Annotated in this window: 19 protein-coding genes; 6 read left to right on the forward strand and 13 right to left on the reverse strand. The window is 57.3% G+C overall.

The window, feature by feature from the left end; translation table 11 throughout:
* Positions 1 to 45 precede the first annotated feature (45 nt).
* Complete coding sequence (locus tag ACUTQW_RS03475) at positions 46 to 744, reverse strand: DAPG hydrolase family protein (RefSeq protein ID WP_006320357.1); 699 nt, start codon at positions 742 to 744, stop codon at positions 46 to 48.
* A 93-nt stretch (positions 745 to 837) separates the two neighbouring features.
* On the opposite strand from ACUTQW_RS03475, the gene ACUTQW_RS03480 reads away from it, so the two are divergent.
* Positions 838 to 1,500, forward strand: a complete 663-nt coding sequence (locus ACUTQW_RS03480; protein WP_006324870.1) for a TetR/AcrR family transcriptional regulator — start codon at positions 838 to 840, stop codon at positions 1,498 to 1,500.
* A gap of 27 nt (positions 1,501 to 1,527) precedes the next feature.
* On the opposite strand, the gene ACUTQW_RS03485 is transcribed toward ACUTQW_RS03480, so the two are convergent.
* Positions 1,528 to 2,418 (reverse strand): LysR family transcriptional regulator, encoded by an 891-nt coding sequence (locus ACUTQW_RS03485; RefSeq protein ID WP_004943466.1) that lies wholly within the window; start codon positions 2,416 to 2,418, stop codon positions 1,528 to 1,530.
* A 146-nt stretch (positions 2,419 to 2,564) separates the two neighbouring features.
* Between ACUTQW_RS03485 and ACUTQW_RS03490 the strand changes: the two genes are divergently transcribed.
* Positions 2,565 to 3,962 carry an amidohydrolase family protein gene (locus tag ACUTQW_RS03490; RefSeq protein WP_004943469.1) on the forward strand — a complete coding sequence of 466 codons (1,398 nt, stop codon included), beginning with the start codon at positions 2,565 to 2,567 and terminating at the stop codon, positions 3,960 to 3,962.
* Between the two features lie 221 nt (positions 3,963 to 4,183).
* On the opposite strand, the gene pckA is transcribed toward ACUTQW_RS03490, so the two are convergent.
* The gene (pckA, locus tag ACUTQW_RS03495) at positions 4,184 to 5,803 is read right to left on the reverse strand and encodes a phosphoenolpyruvate carboxykinase (ATP) (protein WP_006324872.1); all 1,620 of its coding nucleotides are present in this window, start codon (positions 5,801 to 5,803) and stop codon (positions 4,184 to 4,186) included.
* 491 nt (positions 5,804 to 6,294) lie between these two features.
* Here pckA and ACUTQW_RS03500 point away from each other — a divergent pair, with 491 nt between their 5' ends.
* Positions 6,295 to 7,638, forward strand: a complete 1,344-nt coding sequence (locus ACUTQW_RS03500; protein ID WP_006324873.1) for a 2-hydroxycarboxylate transporter family protein — start codon at positions 6,295 to 6,297, stop codon at positions 7,636 to 7,638.
* A gap of 209 nt (positions 7,639 to 7,847) precedes the next feature.
* On the opposite strand, the gene ACUTQW_RS03505 is transcribed toward ACUTQW_RS03500, so the two are convergent.
* Positions 7,848 to 8,057, reverse strand: a complete 210-nt coding sequence (locus tag ACUTQW_RS03505) for a hypothetical protein (RefSeq protein ID WP_004943477.1) — start codon at positions 8,055 to 8,057, stop codon at positions 7,848 to 7,850.
* A gap of 168 nt (positions 8,058 to 8,225) precedes the next feature.
* Here ACUTQW_RS03505 and ACUTQW_RS03510 point away from each other — a divergent pair, with 168 nt between their 5' ends.
* Positions 8,226 to 8,390 carry a hypothetical protein gene (locus ACUTQW_RS03510; protein ID WP_004943479.1) on the forward strand — a complete coding sequence of 55 codons (165 nt, stop codon included), beginning with the start codon at positions 8,226 to 8,228 and terminating at the stop codon, positions 8,388 to 8,390.
* Between the two features lie 25 nt (positions 8,391 to 8,415).
* On the opposite strand, the gene yniD is transcribed toward ACUTQW_RS03510, so the two are convergent.
* On the reverse strand, positions 8,416 to 8,523 hold the full coding sequence (gene yniD, locus ACUTQW_RS03515) for a small membrane protein YniD (protein WP_020438901.1): 108 nt from the start codon (positions 8,521 to 8,523) through the stop codon (positions 8,416 to 8,418).
* Between the two features lie 330 nt (positions 8,524 to 8,853).
* Here yniD and ACUTQW_RS03520 point away from each other — a divergent pair, with 330 nt between their 5' ends.
* Together ACUTQW_RS03520 and ACUTQW_RS03525 are read left to right on the forward strand one after the other, a co-directional pair.
* Positions 8,854 to 9,246 (forward strand): ASCH domain-containing protein, encoded by a 393-nt coding sequence (locus ACUTQW_RS03520; protein ID WP_004943482.1) that lies wholly within the window; start codon positions 8,854 to 8,856, stop codon positions 9,244 to 9,246.
* A 1-nt stretch (position 9,247) separates the two neighbouring features.
* Positions 9,248 to 9,850: a C39 family peptidase gene (locus tag ACUTQW_RS03525; RefSeq protein ID WP_006324875.1), complete on the forward strand. Its 603-nt coding sequence runs from the start codon at positions 9,248 to 9,250 to the stop codon at positions 9,848 to 9,850.
* Between the two features lie 53 nt (positions 9,851 to 9,903).
* On the opposite strand, the gene ACUTQW_RS03530 is transcribed toward ACUTQW_RS03525, so the two are convergent.
* From ACUTQW_RS03530 to rsmF, 8 genes are all read right to left on the reverse strand, one after another.
* On the reverse strand, positions 9,904 to 10,143 hold the full coding sequence (locus ACUTQW_RS03530; RefSeq protein WP_004943489.1) for a YebV family protein: 240 nt from the start codon (positions 10,141 to 10,143) through the stop codon (positions 9,904 to 9,906).
* 137 nt (positions 10,144 to 10,280) lie between these two features.
* A complete protein-coding gene (locus ACUTQW_RS03535; protein WP_004943492.1) occupies positions 10,281 to 11,213 on the reverse strand; it encodes a Csu type fimbrial protein in 933 nt (310 codons plus the stop codon).
* An 18-nt stretch (positions 11,214 to 11,231) separates the two neighbouring features.
* A complete protein-coding gene (locus tag ACUTQW_RS03540; RefSeq protein ID WP_407822029.1) occupies positions 11,232 to 13,721 on the reverse strand; it encodes a fimbria/pilus outer membrane usher protein in 2,490 nt (829 codons plus the stop codon).
* Between the two features lie 7 nt (positions 13,722 to 13,728).
* Positions 13,729 to 14,493, reverse strand: coding sequence for a fimbrial biogenesis chaperone (locus tag ACUTQW_RS03545; protein ID WP_006324878.1), 765 nt, complete (start codon positions 14,491 to 14,493; stop codon positions 13,729 to 13,731).
* 23 nt (positions 14,494 to 14,516) lie between these two features.
* Positions 14,517 to 15,065, reverse strand: a complete 549-nt coding sequence (locus ACUTQW_RS03550) for a Csu type fimbrial protein (RefSeq protein WP_004943498.1) — start codon at positions 15,063 to 15,065, stop codon at positions 14,517 to 14,519.
* Between the two features lie 5 nt (positions 15,066 to 15,070).
* The gene (locus ACUTQW_RS03555; RefSeq protein WP_006324879.1) at positions 15,071 to 15,574 is read right to left on the reverse strand and encodes a Csu type fimbrial protein; all 504 of its coding nucleotides are present in this window, start codon (positions 15,572 to 15,574) and stop codon (positions 15,071 to 15,073) included.
* Between the two features lie 2 nt (positions 15,575 to 15,576).
* Positions 15,577 to 16,116 (reverse strand): Csu type fimbrial protein, encoded by a 540-nt coding sequence (locus tag ACUTQW_RS03560; RefSeq protein WP_004943503.1) that lies wholly within the window; start codon positions 16,114 to 16,116, stop codon positions 15,577 to 15,579.
* A gap of 270 nt (positions 16,117 to 16,386) precedes the next feature.
* On the reverse strand, positions 16,387 to 17,823 hold the full coding sequence (gene rsmF / locus ACUTQW_RS03565) for a 16S rRNA (cytosine(1407)-C(5))-methyltransferase RsmF (protein WP_445654802.1): 1,437 nt from the start codon (positions 17,821 to 17,823) through the stop codon (positions 16,387 to 16,389).
* Positions 17,824 to 17,865 lie beyond the last annotated feature (42 nt).

The raw sequence follows: 17,865 nt of genomic DNA on the forward strand, positions 1-17,865 counted from the left end.
ATGACAAAACAATCAATTATTTTCAACGGGAAGTGTGAAGGGGGTTCACCAGGGTAACGGCGCCGCCTCATGACCATTTTCGGCGTAATACAACGATGGCAGGAACTGCGCCAGATAGCTGAATTCGTTGTAGCAGTGGCGCATCAGATTGAAGCCAATCTCGTCCGGCATCTCGTCATTCGCGTTCGCGCAGGATTTACCCAGCAGAAAACGGCTGCGCAGCACGCAGCCGTAGGGCGTGTCGCGCACCAGATGCAGCATTTCACCGTCGCGAGGGTCGCCATTGTCGTCCAGCGCCACCTGCTCGCCGAAGCCGATGCGGGCGCAAATGGCGGCAGATAGCGCCTGAGTGTCGCGCGCCTGTTGCAGCGGTTGCGTGGCAAAAAAATCTTCGGCGGCGTGAAATTTGAGCCGGGCCGGCACCGGCGGCAACTCCGCCAGCCATTCGACCGCGTCGATGCTGGCGCCAATGTAGCTCTCGCCTTTTTTCCACTGCCGGTCCCAGCCGCGGTGCTCAACGTGATCGTGCGGATGCCACCAGCGAATGTGCTGGGTGGTCTCAAAAAAGGTAAACCACCAGTCCAGCATGCGGCCCTTGCAGCCGTGCAGATCGGTGCGGATCGCCACGGTCAGCAAACCGTCGGTGCTGCGCGTCAGCCCCATCTCCAGCAGCAGCGGTTCCGGTTTAAGCAACGCGTTGATATCATTAACGCCCCAAGGGAGCATCAGCGATTGATGTGTCATAGCGGTCATCCTTACAAATTAGGAAACGATGTTTGTTTCCAAATTAAGGCTATGCCGGTATGCTGTCTCTGTCAACGATTTCGAGGAACCATCATGGCAAATGAAAGGGATACCGAACCGCGCTCGCGCGGAAGGCCTTCGGCCCCGGAAGCGGAACTGCGCGCGGCGGCGGTTGAGGCCACACTGGCGCTGTTGCTGACGCAGGGCTATGCCGCCACTACCGTGGACGCGGTGGCGAAGCGGGCCGGTATGGCCAAGAAGACCCTGTACCGTTTTGCCGAAAATCGAGATGCGTTGGTGATGCAGGCGATAGCCAGTTGGACCGACGCTTTTCAGCCGGCGTTTGAACAGGATGCGCAGCGGGTGGCAGAGGTGCAGCCGCTGCTTGAGCAGGGTCTGCGCGCCATTGCGCAACAGGTGCTGAGCGAGCAGGCGGTGGGGGTATTTCGTCTGTTGCAGAACGAGTTTCCTGGGCGGGAGGCGATGCTGGCAGCTTATCAGCGTAACGGTATTGAACGCGGTCGGGCCATTGTGGCGGACTGGCTGCAACGCCAACAGCGGCACGGCTGGTTGCGTGAGTTGGACTGTGCGCAGACCAGCGATCTGCTGCTGGCGATGGTGATGGCCGAACCCTTGCGCCAGATGGCGCTTGGACTGTTGCCGCCGGGCAGCGACATCGACACTCGCATTACGGCGGCGTTGACGCTGGTGCTGCCGGGGTTGGTAGGGGATGCCACGGCTTTGCGGAATCGATAAATGCACCGGTCCGCTCACGTTGACCGATCAACCTTTAATAAGTCCGGTTATCCAGTCAGCGAATGCGCGCACGGCCGGCGAGAGAAAACGCTGATGCGGATAGAGTAAGGTAACCGGCACGGAGGCGGGCTGCCAGTCCGCCATAACTTCGATCAGCCGGCCTTCCTGCAGATGTTCTGCTACCACTCTCTCGGCAAGCTGCGCCAGCCCGAATCCTTCAAGACACATTTTTATGTAGAGTCCTGTCTCATTGACGGCGGCAACGCCGTTGACCGGTACCGATATTTTTTCAGTGCCGCTGAAGAAGCACATTTCACCCGCTCGCCTGGCGTGTCCTGAAAAATAATGGATGGCCCGGTGGTGAGACAAGTCTTCCGGGGTCTGCGGAATACCGTTTTCTCTGAGATAGGCCGGAGCAGCACAGGTCACCCAGCGAAACTGGCCGAGCGGGCGAGCGACGAGCGTTGAGTCATTCAGGTTCCCCGTTCGAATGACGCAATCTACGCCCTCCTGAACGAGATCTACTTGCCGATCGTTGACGCCTATCATCAGGTAGATATCCGGGTAGCGTCGGTAAAAGTCTTTCAGATTCGGCATGACGACAAAATGTGCAATGCCACCAGGCATATCAACCCGCAAACGTCCCTGCGGCCGTTTTACGGAGTCAGTCAGGCTGGACTCCGTATGCTCAATCAGCTCGAGTATTTCCCGACATTGCGCCAGATACTGTGCGCCTTCGGTCGTCAGGCTGACCCGCCGGGTTGTTCTGTTCAGCAGGCGTACCTGCAGATATTTTTCAAGATTTTTAATCGTGCTGCTCACCGTTGAGGCCGGTAAGGAAAGCGTTTCCGCCGCGAGAATAAAGCTCCCGGCCTCTGCCACCCGGACGAAAATCTGCATTGCCTGGATACGGTCCATATTCTTTTTCCATAAACCACAACAGAAGCAACCGGGCGAACATTATTGTTCGTGATTGCTGAATAATGAAAACAGTTTAACCCTCTTTTTCGGAAGTATCACTTTCCTTACCTTTGCTTCACAACATTCAAAAAAGTGAACTGAAGATGACTGATTATATCCGGAATATAGTACAGAACGCTGACTTGCCGGCCGCCCGGACGCTTATCCGGGGAGCCACGGTTCTCAGCATGGACGGTGATACAGGCAATTTGGTCAGCGGCGATATCCTTATCGAAGGCAACACCATCACGGCCATAAGTAAAAGCATTGATGCCGGCGACGCCGTCGTTATCGACGCGTCCGGCATGATAGCCATGCCGGGCATGGTCGATACGCATCGCCACTCGTGGGAGGGGCAGCTGCGCCGGCTTAACCCGAATGCCGCAACGCTTGAAGACTACTGCAACGCAACGCACTATTCTTTTGCCAAATACTATCGCCCGGCTGACATGTATATCGGCAACCTGCTTACCGCACTGGGTTGCATCGACGCCGGCATCACCACCGTTGTCGATAACTCGCACAACAGCCGTACCGGCGCACACTCCGATGCCGCCGTCGAGGCGTTGCTTGACGCAGGTATCCGGTCCGTACATGCCTCCGGCGCGCCCGTGTCCGGAGAATGGGACAAGGCCCACTGGCCCGGTAATCTGGAGCGCCTGCAGGAAAAATATTTCAAGAAAGGAGACAACAGCCTGGTCTCGCTGGCCGTGATGGCGCAATTGGAACCTGAACTGTGGGCTGAAGCCCGGCGGCTGGGCCTGCCGATCATCACCGAGTTTTTCGGGGGCGCAATGGCGGCGGAGCTGGAAGGGCTACACCGGAAAGGGCTGCTGGGCTCTGATAACATCTTTAACCACTGCACCGCACTGCCGGACGCCGGATGGCAAATTCTGCGCGAGGCCGGCGTACGGGTCAACGTATGCCCGCGCTCAGATGCGCACTACGGCATCGAGGATGGAATGTTCGCCTTGCAGTCAGCCCTGCGTCACGGGATCAACCCGGGGTTGAGCGTGGATAACGAGACGTCCTACAGCGGCGACATGTTTATGGAGATGCGGGTGGCATTTTACCTGCAGCGCGTCATGGGTATGCACCAGCGGCAGTGCTGCGGATCAGATCATCCTCCGGTGACCCTGCAGGCTCATAGCCTGCTGAAAGCCGCCACGGCTGACGGCGCCGCCTGTGCAGGGTTGCAGGACAAAATCGGCAGCCTGGCACCGGGAAAACAGGCCGACCTGATCCTTATCCGTACCGAGGACATAAACCTTTACCCGTCAGGCAACGCATTCGGCACGGTGGTGCATGCGGCCGAACGCAGCAATATTGATACTGTCATGATTGGCGGACGCGTCGTCAAGCGCAACGGCAAGGTACTGGGAGTGGACAGCGAGCGGCTCCGTGCGGCGATCGACGAGTCCCGTCAGCATCTTTTTGCCGCCGCAGGCTACCAGCCCGACATTTTTGCCGAGACGTTTCTGCCGCTTGAGTCGGCCCGGTAAGGAGGAGCGAGAGGAGCGCAGTCTATTCTCTGCCGGCCATCGCCCTGTGCGGCGACAGAGGGTCAACGTTGTTCTCCGGCTGACTGCAAATATGTGCTGCTGATGGGACTGATATCCTGTCTGTGATACGACATCCGGGCTAGCGGTTGTTTCACCCATTCAAAACGGGTCAATGGAAATAAAAAGGGCGCCTTCAGGCGCCCGGATAAAACAGGGAGTGTTTACAGCTTGGGTCCGGCGTTCACCAGCTTTTCGCCGGCCGGAGTCACGGTGTATTTGGCGAAGTTATCGATAAAGCGCTGTGCCAAATCCTGTGCTTTTTCCTGCCATAGCGATTCATCGGCGTAGGTTTTGCGCGGGTCGAGGATTGAAGGATCAACGCCCGGTAGCGCCGTCGGGACCGCCAGGCCAAAGATCGGCAGGGTGAAGGTCTCGGCGTGCTCAATCTCACCGTTCAAAATCGAGTCGATAATGCCGCGCGTGTCCTTGATGGAGATGCGCTTGCCGCTGCCGTTCCAGCCGGTATTCACCAGATAGGCCTGGGCACCGGCCGCTTCCATGCGTTTCACCAGCACTTCGGCGTACTGCGTCGGGTGCAGCGTCAGGAACGCGGCGCCGAAACAGGCGGAGAAGGTGGGGGTTGGCGTGGTGATGCCGCGTTCGGTACCGGCCAGCTTGGCGGTAAAGCCGGACAGGAAGTGATACTGGGTTTGTTGCGGCGTCAGGCGAGAAACCGGCGGCAACACCCCGAAGGCATCCGCCGTCAGGAAGATGATCTTCCTGGCATGGCCGGCCTTGGACACCGGTTTGACGATGTTTTCGATGTGGTCGATCGGGTAGGACACGCGGGTATTCTCGGTCTTGCCGGCGTCATCGAAGTCAATGCTGCCGTCTGCCAGCACCTGCACGTTTTCCAGCAGCGCATCGCGACGAATTGCCTGATAAATTTCCGGCTCGGCCTGCTGCGAGAGCTTGATGGTCTTCGCATAACAGCCGCCTTCAAAGTTGAACACGCCGTCGTCGTCCCAGCCATGTTCGTCGTCACCGATCAACTGGCGCTTGGGATCGGTGGAGAGGGTGGTTTTGCCGGTGCCGGACAGGCCAAAGAATATCGCCACGTCACCCTGTTCGCCGACGTTGGCCGAGCAGTGCATGGAGGCTATGCCTTGCAGCGGCAGCAGGTAGTTCATGATGGAGAACAGACCCTTTTTCATTTCGCCGCCGTACCAGGTGCCGCCGATCAACTGAATGCGTTCGGTCAGGTTGAAGGCGACGAAGTTCTCTGAATGCAGCCCCTGCTGTTGCCAGTCCGGGTTGGTGCATTTGGCGCCGTTCATCACCACGAAGTCCGGTTCGAAATCGACCAGTTCGGCTTCGCTCGGGCGGATAAACATGTTCTTGACGAAGTGCGCCTGCCAGGCCACTTCGGTAATGAAACGCACCTTCAGGCGGGTATCGGCATTGGCGCCGCAGAATGCATCCACCACGAACAGGCGTTTGCCGGAGAGCTGATTGCCCACCAGGGTTTTCAGGTGCTGCCAGACTTCCGGCGACAGCGGTTGGTTGTCGTTTTTGCCGGTGCCGTTATCGGACCACCAGACGGTATCGCGGGTGGTGTCGTCACGGACGATGTATTTGTCTTTCGGCGAGCGGCCGGTGAATTCGCCGGTATCGACGTTAACTGCGCCAAGCCGGGTCAGCGTACCGCGTTCCAGTGCCGGCAGGTCGGCGCGGGTTTCCTCGATAAACAGTTGTTCGTAACTTGGGTTATAGACGATCTCGGTAGCCTGATGGATACCGTAGCGGGCCAGCGTTTGTGGGGTAACAGCGATTGAAGACATATCTACTTCCTTATCGGTTCTATGCCCGTAGCCTTTCAAGCCGTGGAGTCGTTGGCAAAAACGAAAGCCATAGGGCATATATTATGTGCCTCACTCCTGCACGGTGCCGCGTGCAGAGAAGAGGCTCGGGTACAGCTGACCGGATTCAGCTAATTCCTGCTCCGGTTCTCATTAATAAGCGCACGGATTTTTACTTCCATCTATAGCATAGCAGCGAATTTTAACCTGATTAATTTAATTACAAAACGCTGACGATAATTAATTAAAACCAACATTGGTTGGGGCTCACAATATTGAATTAACGCGACGCAATTTAGTTTTGTATTTTTATTTTTTATCATATTGTCTGAGCTGTCCACTGTTTTTTCCATTATTAAAAAACGAAAATACGCAATAAAATTTATGATAAACAGTTGTTTTTGTTTGATAACGTTCTTCGCTTGTGGTCAGGCGAACCGTTCCGCACCGAACACTTGTCAGCAGGGTGAATAATGAAACAGATAAATGCAGAAGTTGCCTGTGAAAAAAATACGCCATTACCTGATTCATCAGGATTAATTAATCAAATTAGACAAATGGATATCGGCGCGGTTCCGGTCGCGTTGTTTATCACTATTTGCGCCATTGTTACCGTATCGGCCTACGCCAACTTCTTGCCGAAAAATATGATCGGCGGCCTGGCGGTGATTATGACGCTGGGTTTTGCGCTGGCGCATTTAGGCAAAAGTATTCCCGTGTTGCGGGATATCGGCGGCCCGGCCATTTTATGCCTGATGGTGCCTTCGGTTCTGGTTTACTTTAACGTCTTCCAGCCTAACGTGATGGGCACTGTCCATCTGCTGATGAAAGAAGCCAACCTGCTGTACTTCGTTATTGCCAGTCTGGTGGTGGGCAGCATACTCGGCATGAACCGGGTGATCCTGATCCAGGGCATGATCCGCATGTTCGTGCCTTTGGTGGTCGGCACGGTCACGGCGATCGTCACCGGGTTGCTGGTGGGCAAGCTGTTTGGTTTTACCTTCTATCACACCTTCTTCTTTATCATCGTGCCAATCATCGGTGGCGGCATAGGTGAAGGTATCTTGCCGCTGTCGCTGGCGTATTCCGCCATTTTGGGATCGACGCCGGACGTTTACGTGGCGCAACTGGCACCGGCGGCGGTGTTGGGCAATATCTTCGCTATCGTTGCGGCTGGGGTATTGGCGCGTATCGGCCTGCAGCGCAAAGCGCTGAGCGGGGAAGGCATGCTGATCCGCTCGGCGCAGGAAAACGCGGTGTTCGCCATCAAGGAAACCAACGGCAATGTCGATTTCCAACTGATGGGCGGTGGGCTGCTGGTGATCTGCGCCTTCTTTATCGTCGGCGGCCTGTTTGAACACATTGTGCATATTCCCGGCCCGGTGCTGATGATTCTGTTTGCCGTGCTGTGCAAATATTGCCGGGTGATCCCGGTCTCGATGGAAACCGGCGCGCACAGTTTTTACAAGTTCGTTTCTACCGCCCTGGTGTGGCCGCTGATGATTGGCCTGGGCATGCTGTATGTGCCGCTGGAAAGCGTGGTGGCGGTGTTTTCGGTGGGCTATGTGGTGGTCTGCGGTTCGGTGGTGTTGTCGATGGGCGTGGTGAGCTTCCTGATTGCGCCTTACCTGAAAATGTACCCGATTGAAGCGGCGATCGTCACTTGCTGCCACAGCGGGTTGGGCGGTACCGGCGACGTGGCGATCCTCTCCGCGTCCAACCGTATGGGGTTGATGCCGTTCGCGCAAATTGCCACGCGCATTGGCGGTGCTTCGACGGTGATTGGGGCGACCTTATTGCTGGGTTGGTTAATCTGAGCCCAACATTCATGATGGATAGCCGGAGGGGATTCCTCCGGTTTTTTATTTTGCTGTTGATAGGCCAAGGCAACAAAAACAGTAATTTTTGGCAAAAACGCGATAATTCCTATTAATTTCATCGGGTCAGCCTGACATAGTAGCGCTCAGAAGGCCGGGCTTGCATACCTCGGGCTTCTGCCGAATCGCCAACCATTCCGGTTGGCGATTCACTTTCCATCTTTCAGCATGTTGATCGCCGCACCGATCAGGATCCGGCGTTCGATATCGTTGCTTTCAGCCAACTGCCGCGCCAGGTGCTTCGCCAGCGTTTCTACCGATAACACCTCGCCGCGATGGCGCAGTTGCATCACGCTGTCACCGATCAAACGGGCGACTTCATCCCACACGGGTTTTATCTCCTGCTCCGAGAACATCATCGTTTACCTCGGCTGGGTGATTTTTGGTCAATGTAGCAGTTGGGCCCAGGGTTCGCCACTGCACCGGTCGCACAACGCTAAAACCGGAAGCATAAAAAATAAGGCATCAGTGTTTCTTCTGGTTTTTTCGCCCAATACTTAGCTTGTCGAATATCTGGAGGGTGCGTGATGAAACTGGTCGATCAACTGGCGGAATACTATCGCCTGAGCCGGCGGGCAGAAGTGCAAAATCGGTTGTGCCGTCTGTGGTTGCCGCAGGGGGAGGCGCGAATAGCCTATCTGCGAGAGCTGCTGGAGCCGGTGGCTAAAACGCCGGGCGAACGGCGTAACTGAAAATAGCGTCGACGTCCGGTTGGCGTTAACCGAAAACCATTGCCGCCCAGCGCAATAACAATAGGGCTACGCAGATTAACAACAAAATCAAAAACATCTTCCAGTGCTTGGTGCGCATGCGTTTGGTTGCCAAGGTGATCTCCTGTTCTATTGATCAGCTGAAATACCAGCCGCCGATAACAAAGAGAGCAATCACGACCAGCGCAATGACTTTTAATAAGTCACTGAAGGTGTCATCGGGGTCTTTGTCGTCATTTTTCATGTTACCGCCTGGCCGTAAGCCATGGTGTGAATATCGTCCACAGTATGCCTGTTGTCCCGGCGCAGGCACAGAGATTTACCGTAAAAAGCCTGTAAAGGGTATGGGTTTGCGCCGCCGTGCGGTGAATTCGGCAGGTGCAGGCGGCGGGGAATACGTTGTACTATTCTCTCTGCACAATGATTCATTTGATAAGGTAAGGCAATGGCAGAGGCAATTCCGAAGAAATATGAGAACACCGAGCGTTGGGCGTTCGGCAACACCGAGCAGCAGGCCGATGATGTGGTCAAGCTGATCCTCAATGGCACCAAGACCGCCACCTGTTCCAATCTCGACGGGGAAGGTATCCCGCTGGCCGGCGATGTGTTTGTGGTCGTTGACGGTAAAAATGTTCCGGTCTGTGCGGTAGAGCTGACCTCGGTAGAGATGAAAACCTACGATCAGGTTGATGAAGCGCATGCCTATGCCGAAGGGGAAGGCGATCGTTCATTGGCGTACTGGCGTAAAGAGCTGCAGAGTTTCTTTGAAGAGTACGAGCTGTTCTCGCCGGATATGACGCTGGTGCTGATGAATTTCAAAGTGATTGAGACTTTCTGATTTGACGACGGCGGTCCCCTACGTTTGCCAATGGGCAACACCTGAACTGGCGGCCGATCTGATTGCCGGGCGTGCGACCTTGGCAGATGATGCCAACTGGGCGCGCAGCGGGGCGCGCGATCGAGCGGAATATATCGAATGGGCCAATCACGTTTGCGGTATGGCCTGCCTGAAAATGGTCCTGAGCCACCGTGACGGCGATGCGCCGCCGGTGTTGGAGCTGGCGCGCCGCAGCTTGCCGTACGGTGCCTATGTGCGTGAAGGCGAACGTATCAAAGGGCTGATCTACGCGCCCTTTGTCGACTATGTGCGTGAGCAGTTTGCGTTGGACGCCGAGGTGCGGGTCGGCCTCGACGTGGAGGCGCTGCCGCAATTGCTGGCGCAGCAACGCTATTTTATGGCTTCGGTGCACCCAGGCATTCGCCAGCCCGAGCTGCCCCCGCCGCAGCGGGGCGGTCATCTGGTGCTGGTCACCGCCGTTGAGGCCGAGAACGTGACCTTTCACAATCCTTCCGGCGACAGCCAAGCCACGCGCCAACAGGTGACGCTGCCGCTGAGCCGCTTTGGCCGTTTCTTCGCCGGTCGCGGTATCGCCATCACATAAAAAACGCGCCGTGTTCCTTGCGGTACACGGCGCGTTTTTCAGTTCATCGTTGTTCATGCCAGCCGCATCACCCAGGCATCGGATTGCCGATCGTAATGCTGCTTAAACAGCAGCGAATGCTTGCCATCCAGCGTCGCCGGAATGCTGGTGTGCTCATCCCAACCGTCTAACTGCATGCACAAGTCGGGATCCGACTTGCAGGGAATGGTCAGCGTGCTGGCCTGCTCGGACGAGGAGGACAAATGTGCATCATCAACCTCAAAACTGCCTATTTTTACCACGGTTTTGCCCATTGGAACTCCTTGCTCGATCTGCTGGTATGAGGTATGACCAGTTAAGGCCATCTCTTTGAGCATAGCTAAATGAGCAAAAAATGCCACATAAAAAATACAAGCTGGCAACAATCGCCGTCAGCGACTAGCGCATAAGGCTAATATTCCACGACAAAGCTGAGATTGTCCTGATAGGCGCCGACCGGCTTTTCGGTTTGCGCGGCGTTAATCACCGCCAGATAGGGAATGCTCTGCGCCAGGCCGGTACCGGCCCCGCTTTGTTTGTTGGTGCTGTCCCAGACGGTGGTGGTATTGGGCAGGTAAATTTGATACTGCATGAAATTGCTGGTGCCGTTTTTCATCTGCCGCCAGCCGGTGACCGGGTTATTGCCGTTGGTGAAATAGGTGTTGTAACCCTCGGTTTTGGTGCAGGTAAGGGTGATGCTCTGGTTCACCGGGTTAAACTGGCCCACCAGCGCCATGCTGCCAAAATTGACGTTCTGCGCGGTGCCAATCAGGCAGTCTTTGGTGATCACGGCGGTAATGGTCATGGTACTGAGCTTGTCGACGCCGTCCCACCAGATACACAGACCGAGCACGCCCAGGCCACAGATGTGGTAGTTCCAGGTCAGATTGACGGTATCGGTATAGGTGCCGGAACGCACGTTAGCGCCGGCGGTGGTCCTGACATACATCGGGAAATTGACGTTGGAGGAGATGAGGATCAGCGACAGCAGGTTCAATGAGCTGTAATCGATGGTTTGCCCGACGCTATACGCGTATTGGTAGTTCGAATCGGGGTAAATCAGGTAAGGAATTTGATCGCCGGAACCGTCGGTGTTGGCTATCGCCATATTGTGGGTGGTCGAGGTGATTTTCACCGTTACGGTGTTTTGCGACAGCAACGACAGACCGAGGCCGGTGCAGTTCAGCCCGGCGGTGCCCTGGGCGCTGATCTGGCCGTTGTAGACGGTAAAAGAGCTGCCGCCAGGCAGCGTCACGCTGCCATTGGTGGTGGCGCAGTCGGCCAACGCCCGCTGGCTTGCCAGCAGCATCAGCGTCAGTAATATCGCTTTGAATCCCCGAATCATATCTTTCTCCATAATGGGTTACTGGCAAACGATCGGCCCGATGCTCTGGATGCCCTGCGTTTTTGTCAGGCTGAACTGCGCCTGACAAGGTGCGCCGCCGTCTGCGGGGATGACGCTCAACCGGTTGTGCTGCTGCACCGGATCCAGATAGGCCATGCCGTCCCAACCGACATAGCTGCGTTGACTGCCGCCGATAACCGCAACCTCACTGCCGTTGGCCAGCGGTTTGCCTTGCGCATCGACCAGTTTGACGTCGGCGGCGGAGATCGGCTGGACCGGAAAATCGACCAGGAAACCGCTGTGATCGCGGATCGCCACGGTTTTCTCGACGGTAGGAATGGCAACGTCCGCAGGCAAATTGAGCGGGTCGATCTGGAATTTGGCGTGGTAATACGAGGTCACGGTCGGCACCAGCAGATAGCCTTTGGCGTTGGTCACGCCGATCAACTGATTTTCATAGCGCACCGGAATGTCCGGATAGCCCTGGGTCGAGACCAGCGCGAAGGCGTCGTTGATGGTGTTGGTGGCGTAGAGATCGCCTTTCATCATGACCAGCGAACCGCTCACTTCTCCCCAGCGGGTATAGTCGTCGCTGTTGCCGTACATCCCGGCGCGGGCCTCGAGCAAGCGGGTACGCCAGGTCATGTCGGCCTGACGGTAGCTGTTGCTGTCTTGTCCGTCCGCGTAGGCCAGGTTCCAGCCCAGGCCGCCGTCGGTCGGTGCGGCGCGGCTGTAGCTGACGCGTTCGCTCCACCGATTGTTGTTGTCGCGGGAAGCGCTGACGCTGGCGGTGCCCCAACTGTCGAAGGGAATGGAGAGCTGTAGTTGGGTGCTGTAACCGCTGCTGCCGATCTCCCGGTTGACCGAGGCATACAGGCTCATGTTGCGCCATAACGACAGGCTGTAGGAGAAGTTGACCAGCCGGGTGCGCGTGCCGATAGCGTCACGCACGTCGAAATAGCCGGCGCCAATGCTGCCGGCGCGGCCAAGGCCGAGGCTGCCGGTGAGTTGATCGGTACGGCGGCTCAGGCGGTAGTCGCTCTTATAAACCGAAATATCGCCAAAGCCGGCACTGCGCAGGACGCGCTGGGCATTGAGGCTGAAATACCGGTTGCTGTAGGTGTAGCCGATGCTGCTTTGATCGCCCCGGTTACGGGTGTATTGGTAGACCGGCTGTTGATCGGGCTGCGGCAGCGATTTGCCGGTCAGCGGGTCGTAATAGTTCATCTGCCGCGAAGGGTGATAATCGTTAAACGCGCTGTCGCCGGCCTGGCTGTAGCTGTACGACGCGTTGAGCACGCCCCACTGGCCGAGGCGGATATCGGCACCTGCACCGCCCACCGCCAGTTCCGCCGCCGCTTCGGCGCGGCCTTCCATCGTCAACCAATCCGTGACGCCGTAACGCCCACTGCCGCTGGTCACCCATTGGCTGTAATCGGCTGAATTCAGGCCATAATTTCGGCGCAGGGCGCCGGCGGAAACGCTGAAATCGCTCATGCCGGCCTGCAACAGGTTGCTGGCGACATAAAACGGCACCAGGGTGCTGACCTGGCGGCCCAGCGCGTCGGTGGTGACCACCCTGGCCTCGCCCGCACCGTTGATGTAGGGCACCGTATCCAGGGTGAAAGGGCCAGGATTGACGCTGGTGGTGCTGTTTTTATAGCTGTTGATATACAGATCGACGCTGCTGGGTACCGCCGCCTGGCCGGAAAACTGCGGCAGCGGATAGGTGATCAGATCTGGGCGGGCGGTAAAATTACGCGCCAGTTGGATACCGCCAATACGCACGGAGCTGCTCCAGGGCAGTGAGCCGGTGGTGAGATCGCCGGCGGTATAGCTGAGCAGACGCTCATCATCCGTGTATCGCCACTGGCTGTCGTAGCGAATATAACGGCTCTCCTGGCTATCGCCGGCGGAGCGGTTAACGCTGCCACGGAAAATGCCGGTGTTAGCCACCACGCCAAAACCGTCAAACAGCCGCTGTTCGCTCCAGGCGGAAAGGTAGCCCGGCTGGCCGTTGGCGTTGCTTTGGCTGGCGTAAACGTCGTAATTGAACAGCAGGCCGAGGCTGCTTTGCGCCGGCAGGCGATCCAGCGGATTCTGCGCGTTGAATTTTTGTTTGGGAAGCCAGTCGTTGGGGACGTTGATCAGCAATTGCTGGGTTTCGCCGCCGTAAGTGACATCCACCTGCTTCAACAGATCGACCGCAATTTCTTTTGCCTGCTTGTCCGCCACCGGCAGACCGGCGTCGATCAATTGCTGCGGCGTGAGGTAATAGTGGCCGCCACGGTAGTTCACCGGCACCACTTTGCCGGTCTGGCGGCCATTGACCACCGGCTCCAGATACAGGGTGGTATCCGGCATGCTGATGGCGCTGGGCGGCGGCGGCAAATCATCGGCGTGCGCCAGCGGCGCCCACGGTGTGGCCACTGCGCACAGTATGGCGAATGCCAACGGCTTCAGCCCGAATCCGTTGCTCCTGAGTGACGGCGTCCCTGTTAACCGCATGTGAAACTCAGTAAGACGGGAAGGTTATCGGTTGTTTATTGTCATTGACCGTGGCCTGCAGGTTACCGCTGCTGAAACTGCCTGAAGGCGGTACGGCAAAGCGCATTTGCGAACCGGGCAACACGTAACCCATCAGCCCGGCATTGAGCGTTTTTCCCTGTATCGTCACTTTGGAGATACGCGCGTGCACGATGCCCTGATTACGCACCTCCAGCCAACGTTGGCTGCTTTGCTGCAATAGCCGGTAGCTGAGTTGCGGTTGGTTGGCGGTGGCGTAGTCGCGCGGTTTTTCAGAATCCGGCTTGGTCCATACACCCTGGCCGCTGACAAACAGCGGCACGGAATAACGCATCTGGAATTTCAACCCCATCTGGGCGCCGGCGGGCGTGGATGAACTGTCGTTTTCTTTTACCGGCACCTCATCAATCAGAATGCGGTAGGCGCGTTCCTGGCCGGCGGGCGGCGGGGTCTGCTTAATCAGCCGGATCAGTTGGCGCTTGCCCGGCGCTATCGAAGCGACCGGCGGGCTGGCGATCACCTCGCTCTGGTTACTGTAATCGTCTTTACCGTCGATTTGCCTCCAGCCAAGCACCCGTACCTGCATATAGACCGGTTTAGTGTCGCGGTTTTCCAACCACAGCGCCGTGGCGGGCTGTTGATCTTCAATCACCGGGTCGATGGGCCAAATCAGAATCGACGCTGCGGCCAATGCCTGTTGCTGGCCGACAAGCAGCAGCGCTGCCGTCAACGGCAGACGGAAGGGGATACGCATAGCTAAATCCTTATTCAAAATACTTAATAAGTTACCGTCAGTAAGACCGTATCGTTGTAAGTGCCACTGGTGGGCAAGGTACTGGCCGAAAACAAACGGGCATAAACTTTTATTTCCTGAGTACTGCCGGTGGCGGCGATCACTTGCGCAGTGCCGCCGTTGCCGCCATCACCCCACGGCGTGGAGTAGTTGTTGTCCTGGTAGAGTTGATAAAGCAGCGTCTCCGTGGTCAGGGTATTTTTTAGTTTGCGCCCTGCGGAGATGGAACCGGTGATGTTGTTGCCGACGCCAAGCGCCAGCGTGACGCTCAGGCCCGGGTTGCAACGTAGCAGCACTGAACCAGCCCCGGCGCTGGAAACGATGCTGACATTGCTGGCCAACGAAGAGATCTGACCAAAGCTGAGGGTGCCGAAGGTGGTGACATCGCTGTTGCCGCTGCCCAAGACGCAACCTTTCACTACCGTCGCATTGACGGTAAACGGCGTGCTCTTTTGCAAGTCGTTGACGCCGGTGTCACCGATTACCGGGGCCGCCGTCATCCCGAGCAGCAGCCCGCAGGCTGAAATGCGCATTGCCTTTACCAATTGATGGTCACCTGTACGGTATCGGTATAGCTGCCGACCGGTGGGGTGGATTGCACCGGGATCATGCCATACACCGGCAACCAGTTATCCTGGCCGTTAGCGGTTTGCGACACCCCGTTCAGGTTATCCCAAATGACGCTGTGGGTGCTGTTGGTGTACAGGTTGTAGTTTACCCGTTGGTTGGCGGCGCTCTGCAGGTAGCGGGCTGCGGTGTTGCCGCTTTGCCCGCCGCCGAGCAGCACGTTGTAGCTGGTGCCGTTGTTGCATTTCACGCGGATGGCACCGGCATTTTGTTGCCCGGCTACGCTGACGGCGGTAGTGAGAAAATACACCGTGCCAAAGTTCAGCGAGCCGAAGCTGACGTTGCCCCCCGAGCTGCTGCCGGCTTCGCACGCATTCAGCAGAGTGGCGCTGACGCCAATATTGGCGGTTTTGCTATCGGCATAAACCGCCAGACTTAACGCCAGTAATCCGCAACCGAAAACCGCCTGCCGCACCCTTACCAGGTTACCGTCATCGTCACGGTATCGTTATAGGTATCGGCCGCCGGAGTGCTGCCCGCTGCCGGGACACGGCCGTAGACAATCAGAGGAACTGCCGCGCCGGTACCGGTGCCGGTTCGGGCGTTGGCGCCGCTGCCCCAGGCGGTAGCGCGGGCTTGATCCTGGTAGAGGTTGTAATTGATAAAGGCGCCGGCGGCGCTGGCCATGCGGCGCTGAGTGCCGGAGGTCACGTGCAGTCCGTTGTCCAGCGCTACGGTATAGTCGGTCCCGCTGGTACAGGTCAGCGACAGCGTGCCTGCGCCGCCGGAACCGGTTGCGCTGGCGTCGATAATATTCGCAAGCGAGGAGTAGGTGCCGAAGCTGATGGAGCCAAAATCATTGACTGAGCCGCTGCTGTTTCCGCCACCCACTACGCAACCTGCGCCGATGGTTAACGTCACCCCCAGGTTGCCCTGAATGGTGCCTGCTGCGTGGGCTGCGCCGTTTGCGCACAGCAGGGTTGCTACCGAGGCCAATGCCACCAGAGTTTTTTTCATTTTTTATTCCTTGCTGTGCCAGAGAGATCCGCAAAGCGCCATCCGGAAAGGCTGAACGCATTAATTTCTTTATAGGTTAATTAATAGAATAGGAATTCAGAATTGTCTTGGCGGGGGGGCGAAAAATTTTCTTTATTTTGAAAGGTATCGATATTGCGCAGTCTGGGAAGCGCAATGTCGTAAATGTAGAATTATTAGAAGGGTAATACTTACCTTTAGGAATATTATTAACGGTATTAATTGGCCGGGGTTTCCCGGCCAACTAATACATTATTGATGGAAATCCAAAGCGCCGTCGCGGACCAGTTCGCGCGGCAAATTGTTTTTAATCCGGCTGCCGATGCGTTTGGCGATACCCAGCGGCTGCTGTTGGTAGGTCACTATGCATTCATCGCTCTGCGGCGGTGTTTCCGGATACAGATCGCGGCCGTGATACCACTCTTGCGCCAGCGCGGCGTCCAGCTCGAAACGCTGTTTGCCGTCGGCGGTGGCCAGCGCGATGACGGCTTCATGCTGCCAGCGATACCCTTTAGGGAAAGACTCTGCCAGCTTCACCGCAATACGCGAGAAGCGCACTTTGCTGATCAGCGCCTCCAGTTCGGCAGGGAACAGCCAGATCTCTTTATCGCGCGCCCACAATCGGCTGGTTTCATCCCAGGCGAGGCCAGAGGCCGCAGCGGCCTGGCTAACCACGGCCGAATCCTTGCCGGAAAGCGGGGTGAACGGGAATTTGCCCAACTTGTAACTCGGTTTCGGCAACGGGGCAACGGAGTGGTTCTTGCGCAGGCGTGCCACGAAGAATCCCTCGCTGTCGTAGATCTGCGGGAAAACATGCAGGAAGCCTTCGGCGGTTAGCGCCTTTTCCGCGCCGGGGAACAGTTCGCCCAGCGGTTCAATGCTCACCGCATCGCCATACGCCGCCAGCAGGCCGTTGACGATTTGCTGATTTTCCTGCGCGTTGAGCGTGCAGGTGGAGTAGACCATGACGCCGCTTGGGGCCAGTGCATGGAAAGCGCTGTCGATCAGTTCGCGTTGGGTTGCCGCAATAGCGGTAACGCTTTCCGGCGACCAGTTGCTCATGGCGTCCGGATCTTTGCGCACCACGCCTTCGCCGGAGCAGGGGGCGTCCAGCAAAATGGCATCAAAGCTTTCCGGCAGCGCCGCGCCGAACACCCGGCCGTCAAAGTGGGTCAGCGCGACGTTTTTTACGCCGCAGCGGCTGATGTTGGCGTGAAGGACTTTAACCCGGCTGGCGGAGTATTCGTTGGCCACGATACCGCCCTGATTGTTCATCAGCGCGGCAATCTGGGTGGTCTTGGAGCCCGGAGCGGCGGCGACGTCCAGCACCCGACGCGGTTTTTCCCGATCGGCGAACAGGGCGCTGACGGGCAGCATTGAACTGGCTTCCTGAATGTAAAACAGGCCGCTCAGATGCTCTGCCGCGCTGCCAAGCCGCAACTCTTCATCCTCACGCTCGATCCAAAAGCCTTCCGCACACCAGGGAATGGGCTCCAGCCGCCAGTCATAATCTTGTACCAACGCCTGAAAATCGGCGACGCTGATCTTCAACGTATTGACCCTCAGGCTGCGGCGCAGCGGGCGTTGGCAAGCGGCTATAAAATCGTCCATCGACAGTTCGGCGGGCATAATGGCGCGCGTCGCGTCGAGAAACGCGGGAGGCAAAAAAACGGAGGCAGGTTTGGCCACGGGGCGAGCTCTCTGGCAGCAATCGAAATAAGGGCGGGATTC

The organism is Serratia sp. TSA_7, assembly GCF_052692135.1.

What these genes read in the sequence shown, in the direction of transcription:
- ACUTQW_RS03475 (WP_006320357.1), bottom strand. Translation starts at nt 744, where the DNA reads ATGACACATCAATCGCTGATGCTCCCTTGGGGCGTTAATGATATCAAC.
- ACUTQW_RS03480 (WP_006324870.1), top strand. Translation starts at nt 838, where the DNA reads ATGGCAAATGAAAGGGATACCGAACCGCGCTCGCGCGGAAGGCCTTCG.
- ACUTQW_RS03485 (WP_004943466.1), bottom strand. Translation starts at nt 2,418, where the DNA reads ATGGACCGTATCCAGGCAATGCAGATTTTCGTCCGGGTGGCAGAGGCC.
- ACUTQW_RS03490 (WP_004943469.1), top strand. Translation starts at nt 2,565, where the DNA reads ATGACTGATTATATCCGGAATATAGTACAGAACGCTGACTTGCCGGCC.
- pckA (WP_006324872.1), bottom strand. Translation starts at nt 5,803, where the DNA reads ATGTCTTCAATCGCTGTTACCCCACAAACGCTGGCCCGCTACGGTATC.
- ACUTQW_RS03500 (WP_006324873.1), top strand. Translation starts at nt 6,295, where the DNA reads ATGAAACAGATAAATGCAGAAGTTGCCTGTGAAAAAAATACGCCATTA.
- ACUTQW_RS03505 (WP_004943477.1), bottom strand. Translation starts at nt 8,057, where the DNA reads ATGATGTTCTCGGAGCAGGAGATAAAACCCGTGTGGGATGAAGTCGCC.
- ACUTQW_RS03510 (WP_004943479.1), top strand. Translation starts at nt 8,226, where the DNA reads ATGAAACTGGTCGATCAACTGGCGGAATACTATCGCCTGAGCCGGCGG.
- ACUTQW_RS03520 (WP_004943482.1), top strand. Translation starts at nt 8,854, where the DNA reads ATGGCAGAGGCAATTCCGAAGAAATATGAGAACACCGAGCGTTGGGCG.
- ACUTQW_RS03530 (WP_004943489.1), bottom strand. Translation starts at nt 10,143, where the DNA reads ATGGGCAAAACCGTGGTAAAAATAGGCAGTTTTGAGGTTGATGATGCA.
- ACUTQW_RS03535 (WP_004943492.1), bottom strand. Translation starts at nt 11,213, where the DNA reads ATGATTCGGGGATTCAAAGCGATATTACTGACGCTGATGCTGCTGGCA.
- ACUTQW_RS03540 (WP_407822029.1), bottom strand. Translation starts at nt 13,721, where the DNA reads ATGCGGTTAACAGGGACGCCGTCACTCAGGAGCAACGGATTCGGGCTG.
- ACUTQW_RS03545 (WP_006324878.1), bottom strand. Translation starts at nt 14,493, where the DNA reads ATGCGTATCCCCTTCCGTCTGCCGTTGACGGCAGCGCTGCTGCTTGTC.
- ACUTQW_RS03550 (WP_004943498.1), bottom strand. Translation starts at nt 15,065, where the DNA reads ATGCGCATTTCAGCCTGCGGGCTGCTGCTCGGGATGACGGCGGCCCCG.
- ACUTQW_RS03560 (WP_004943503.1), bottom strand. Translation starts at nt 16,116, where the DNA reads ATGAAAAAAACTCTGGTGGCATTGGCCTCGGTAGCAACCCTGCTGTGC.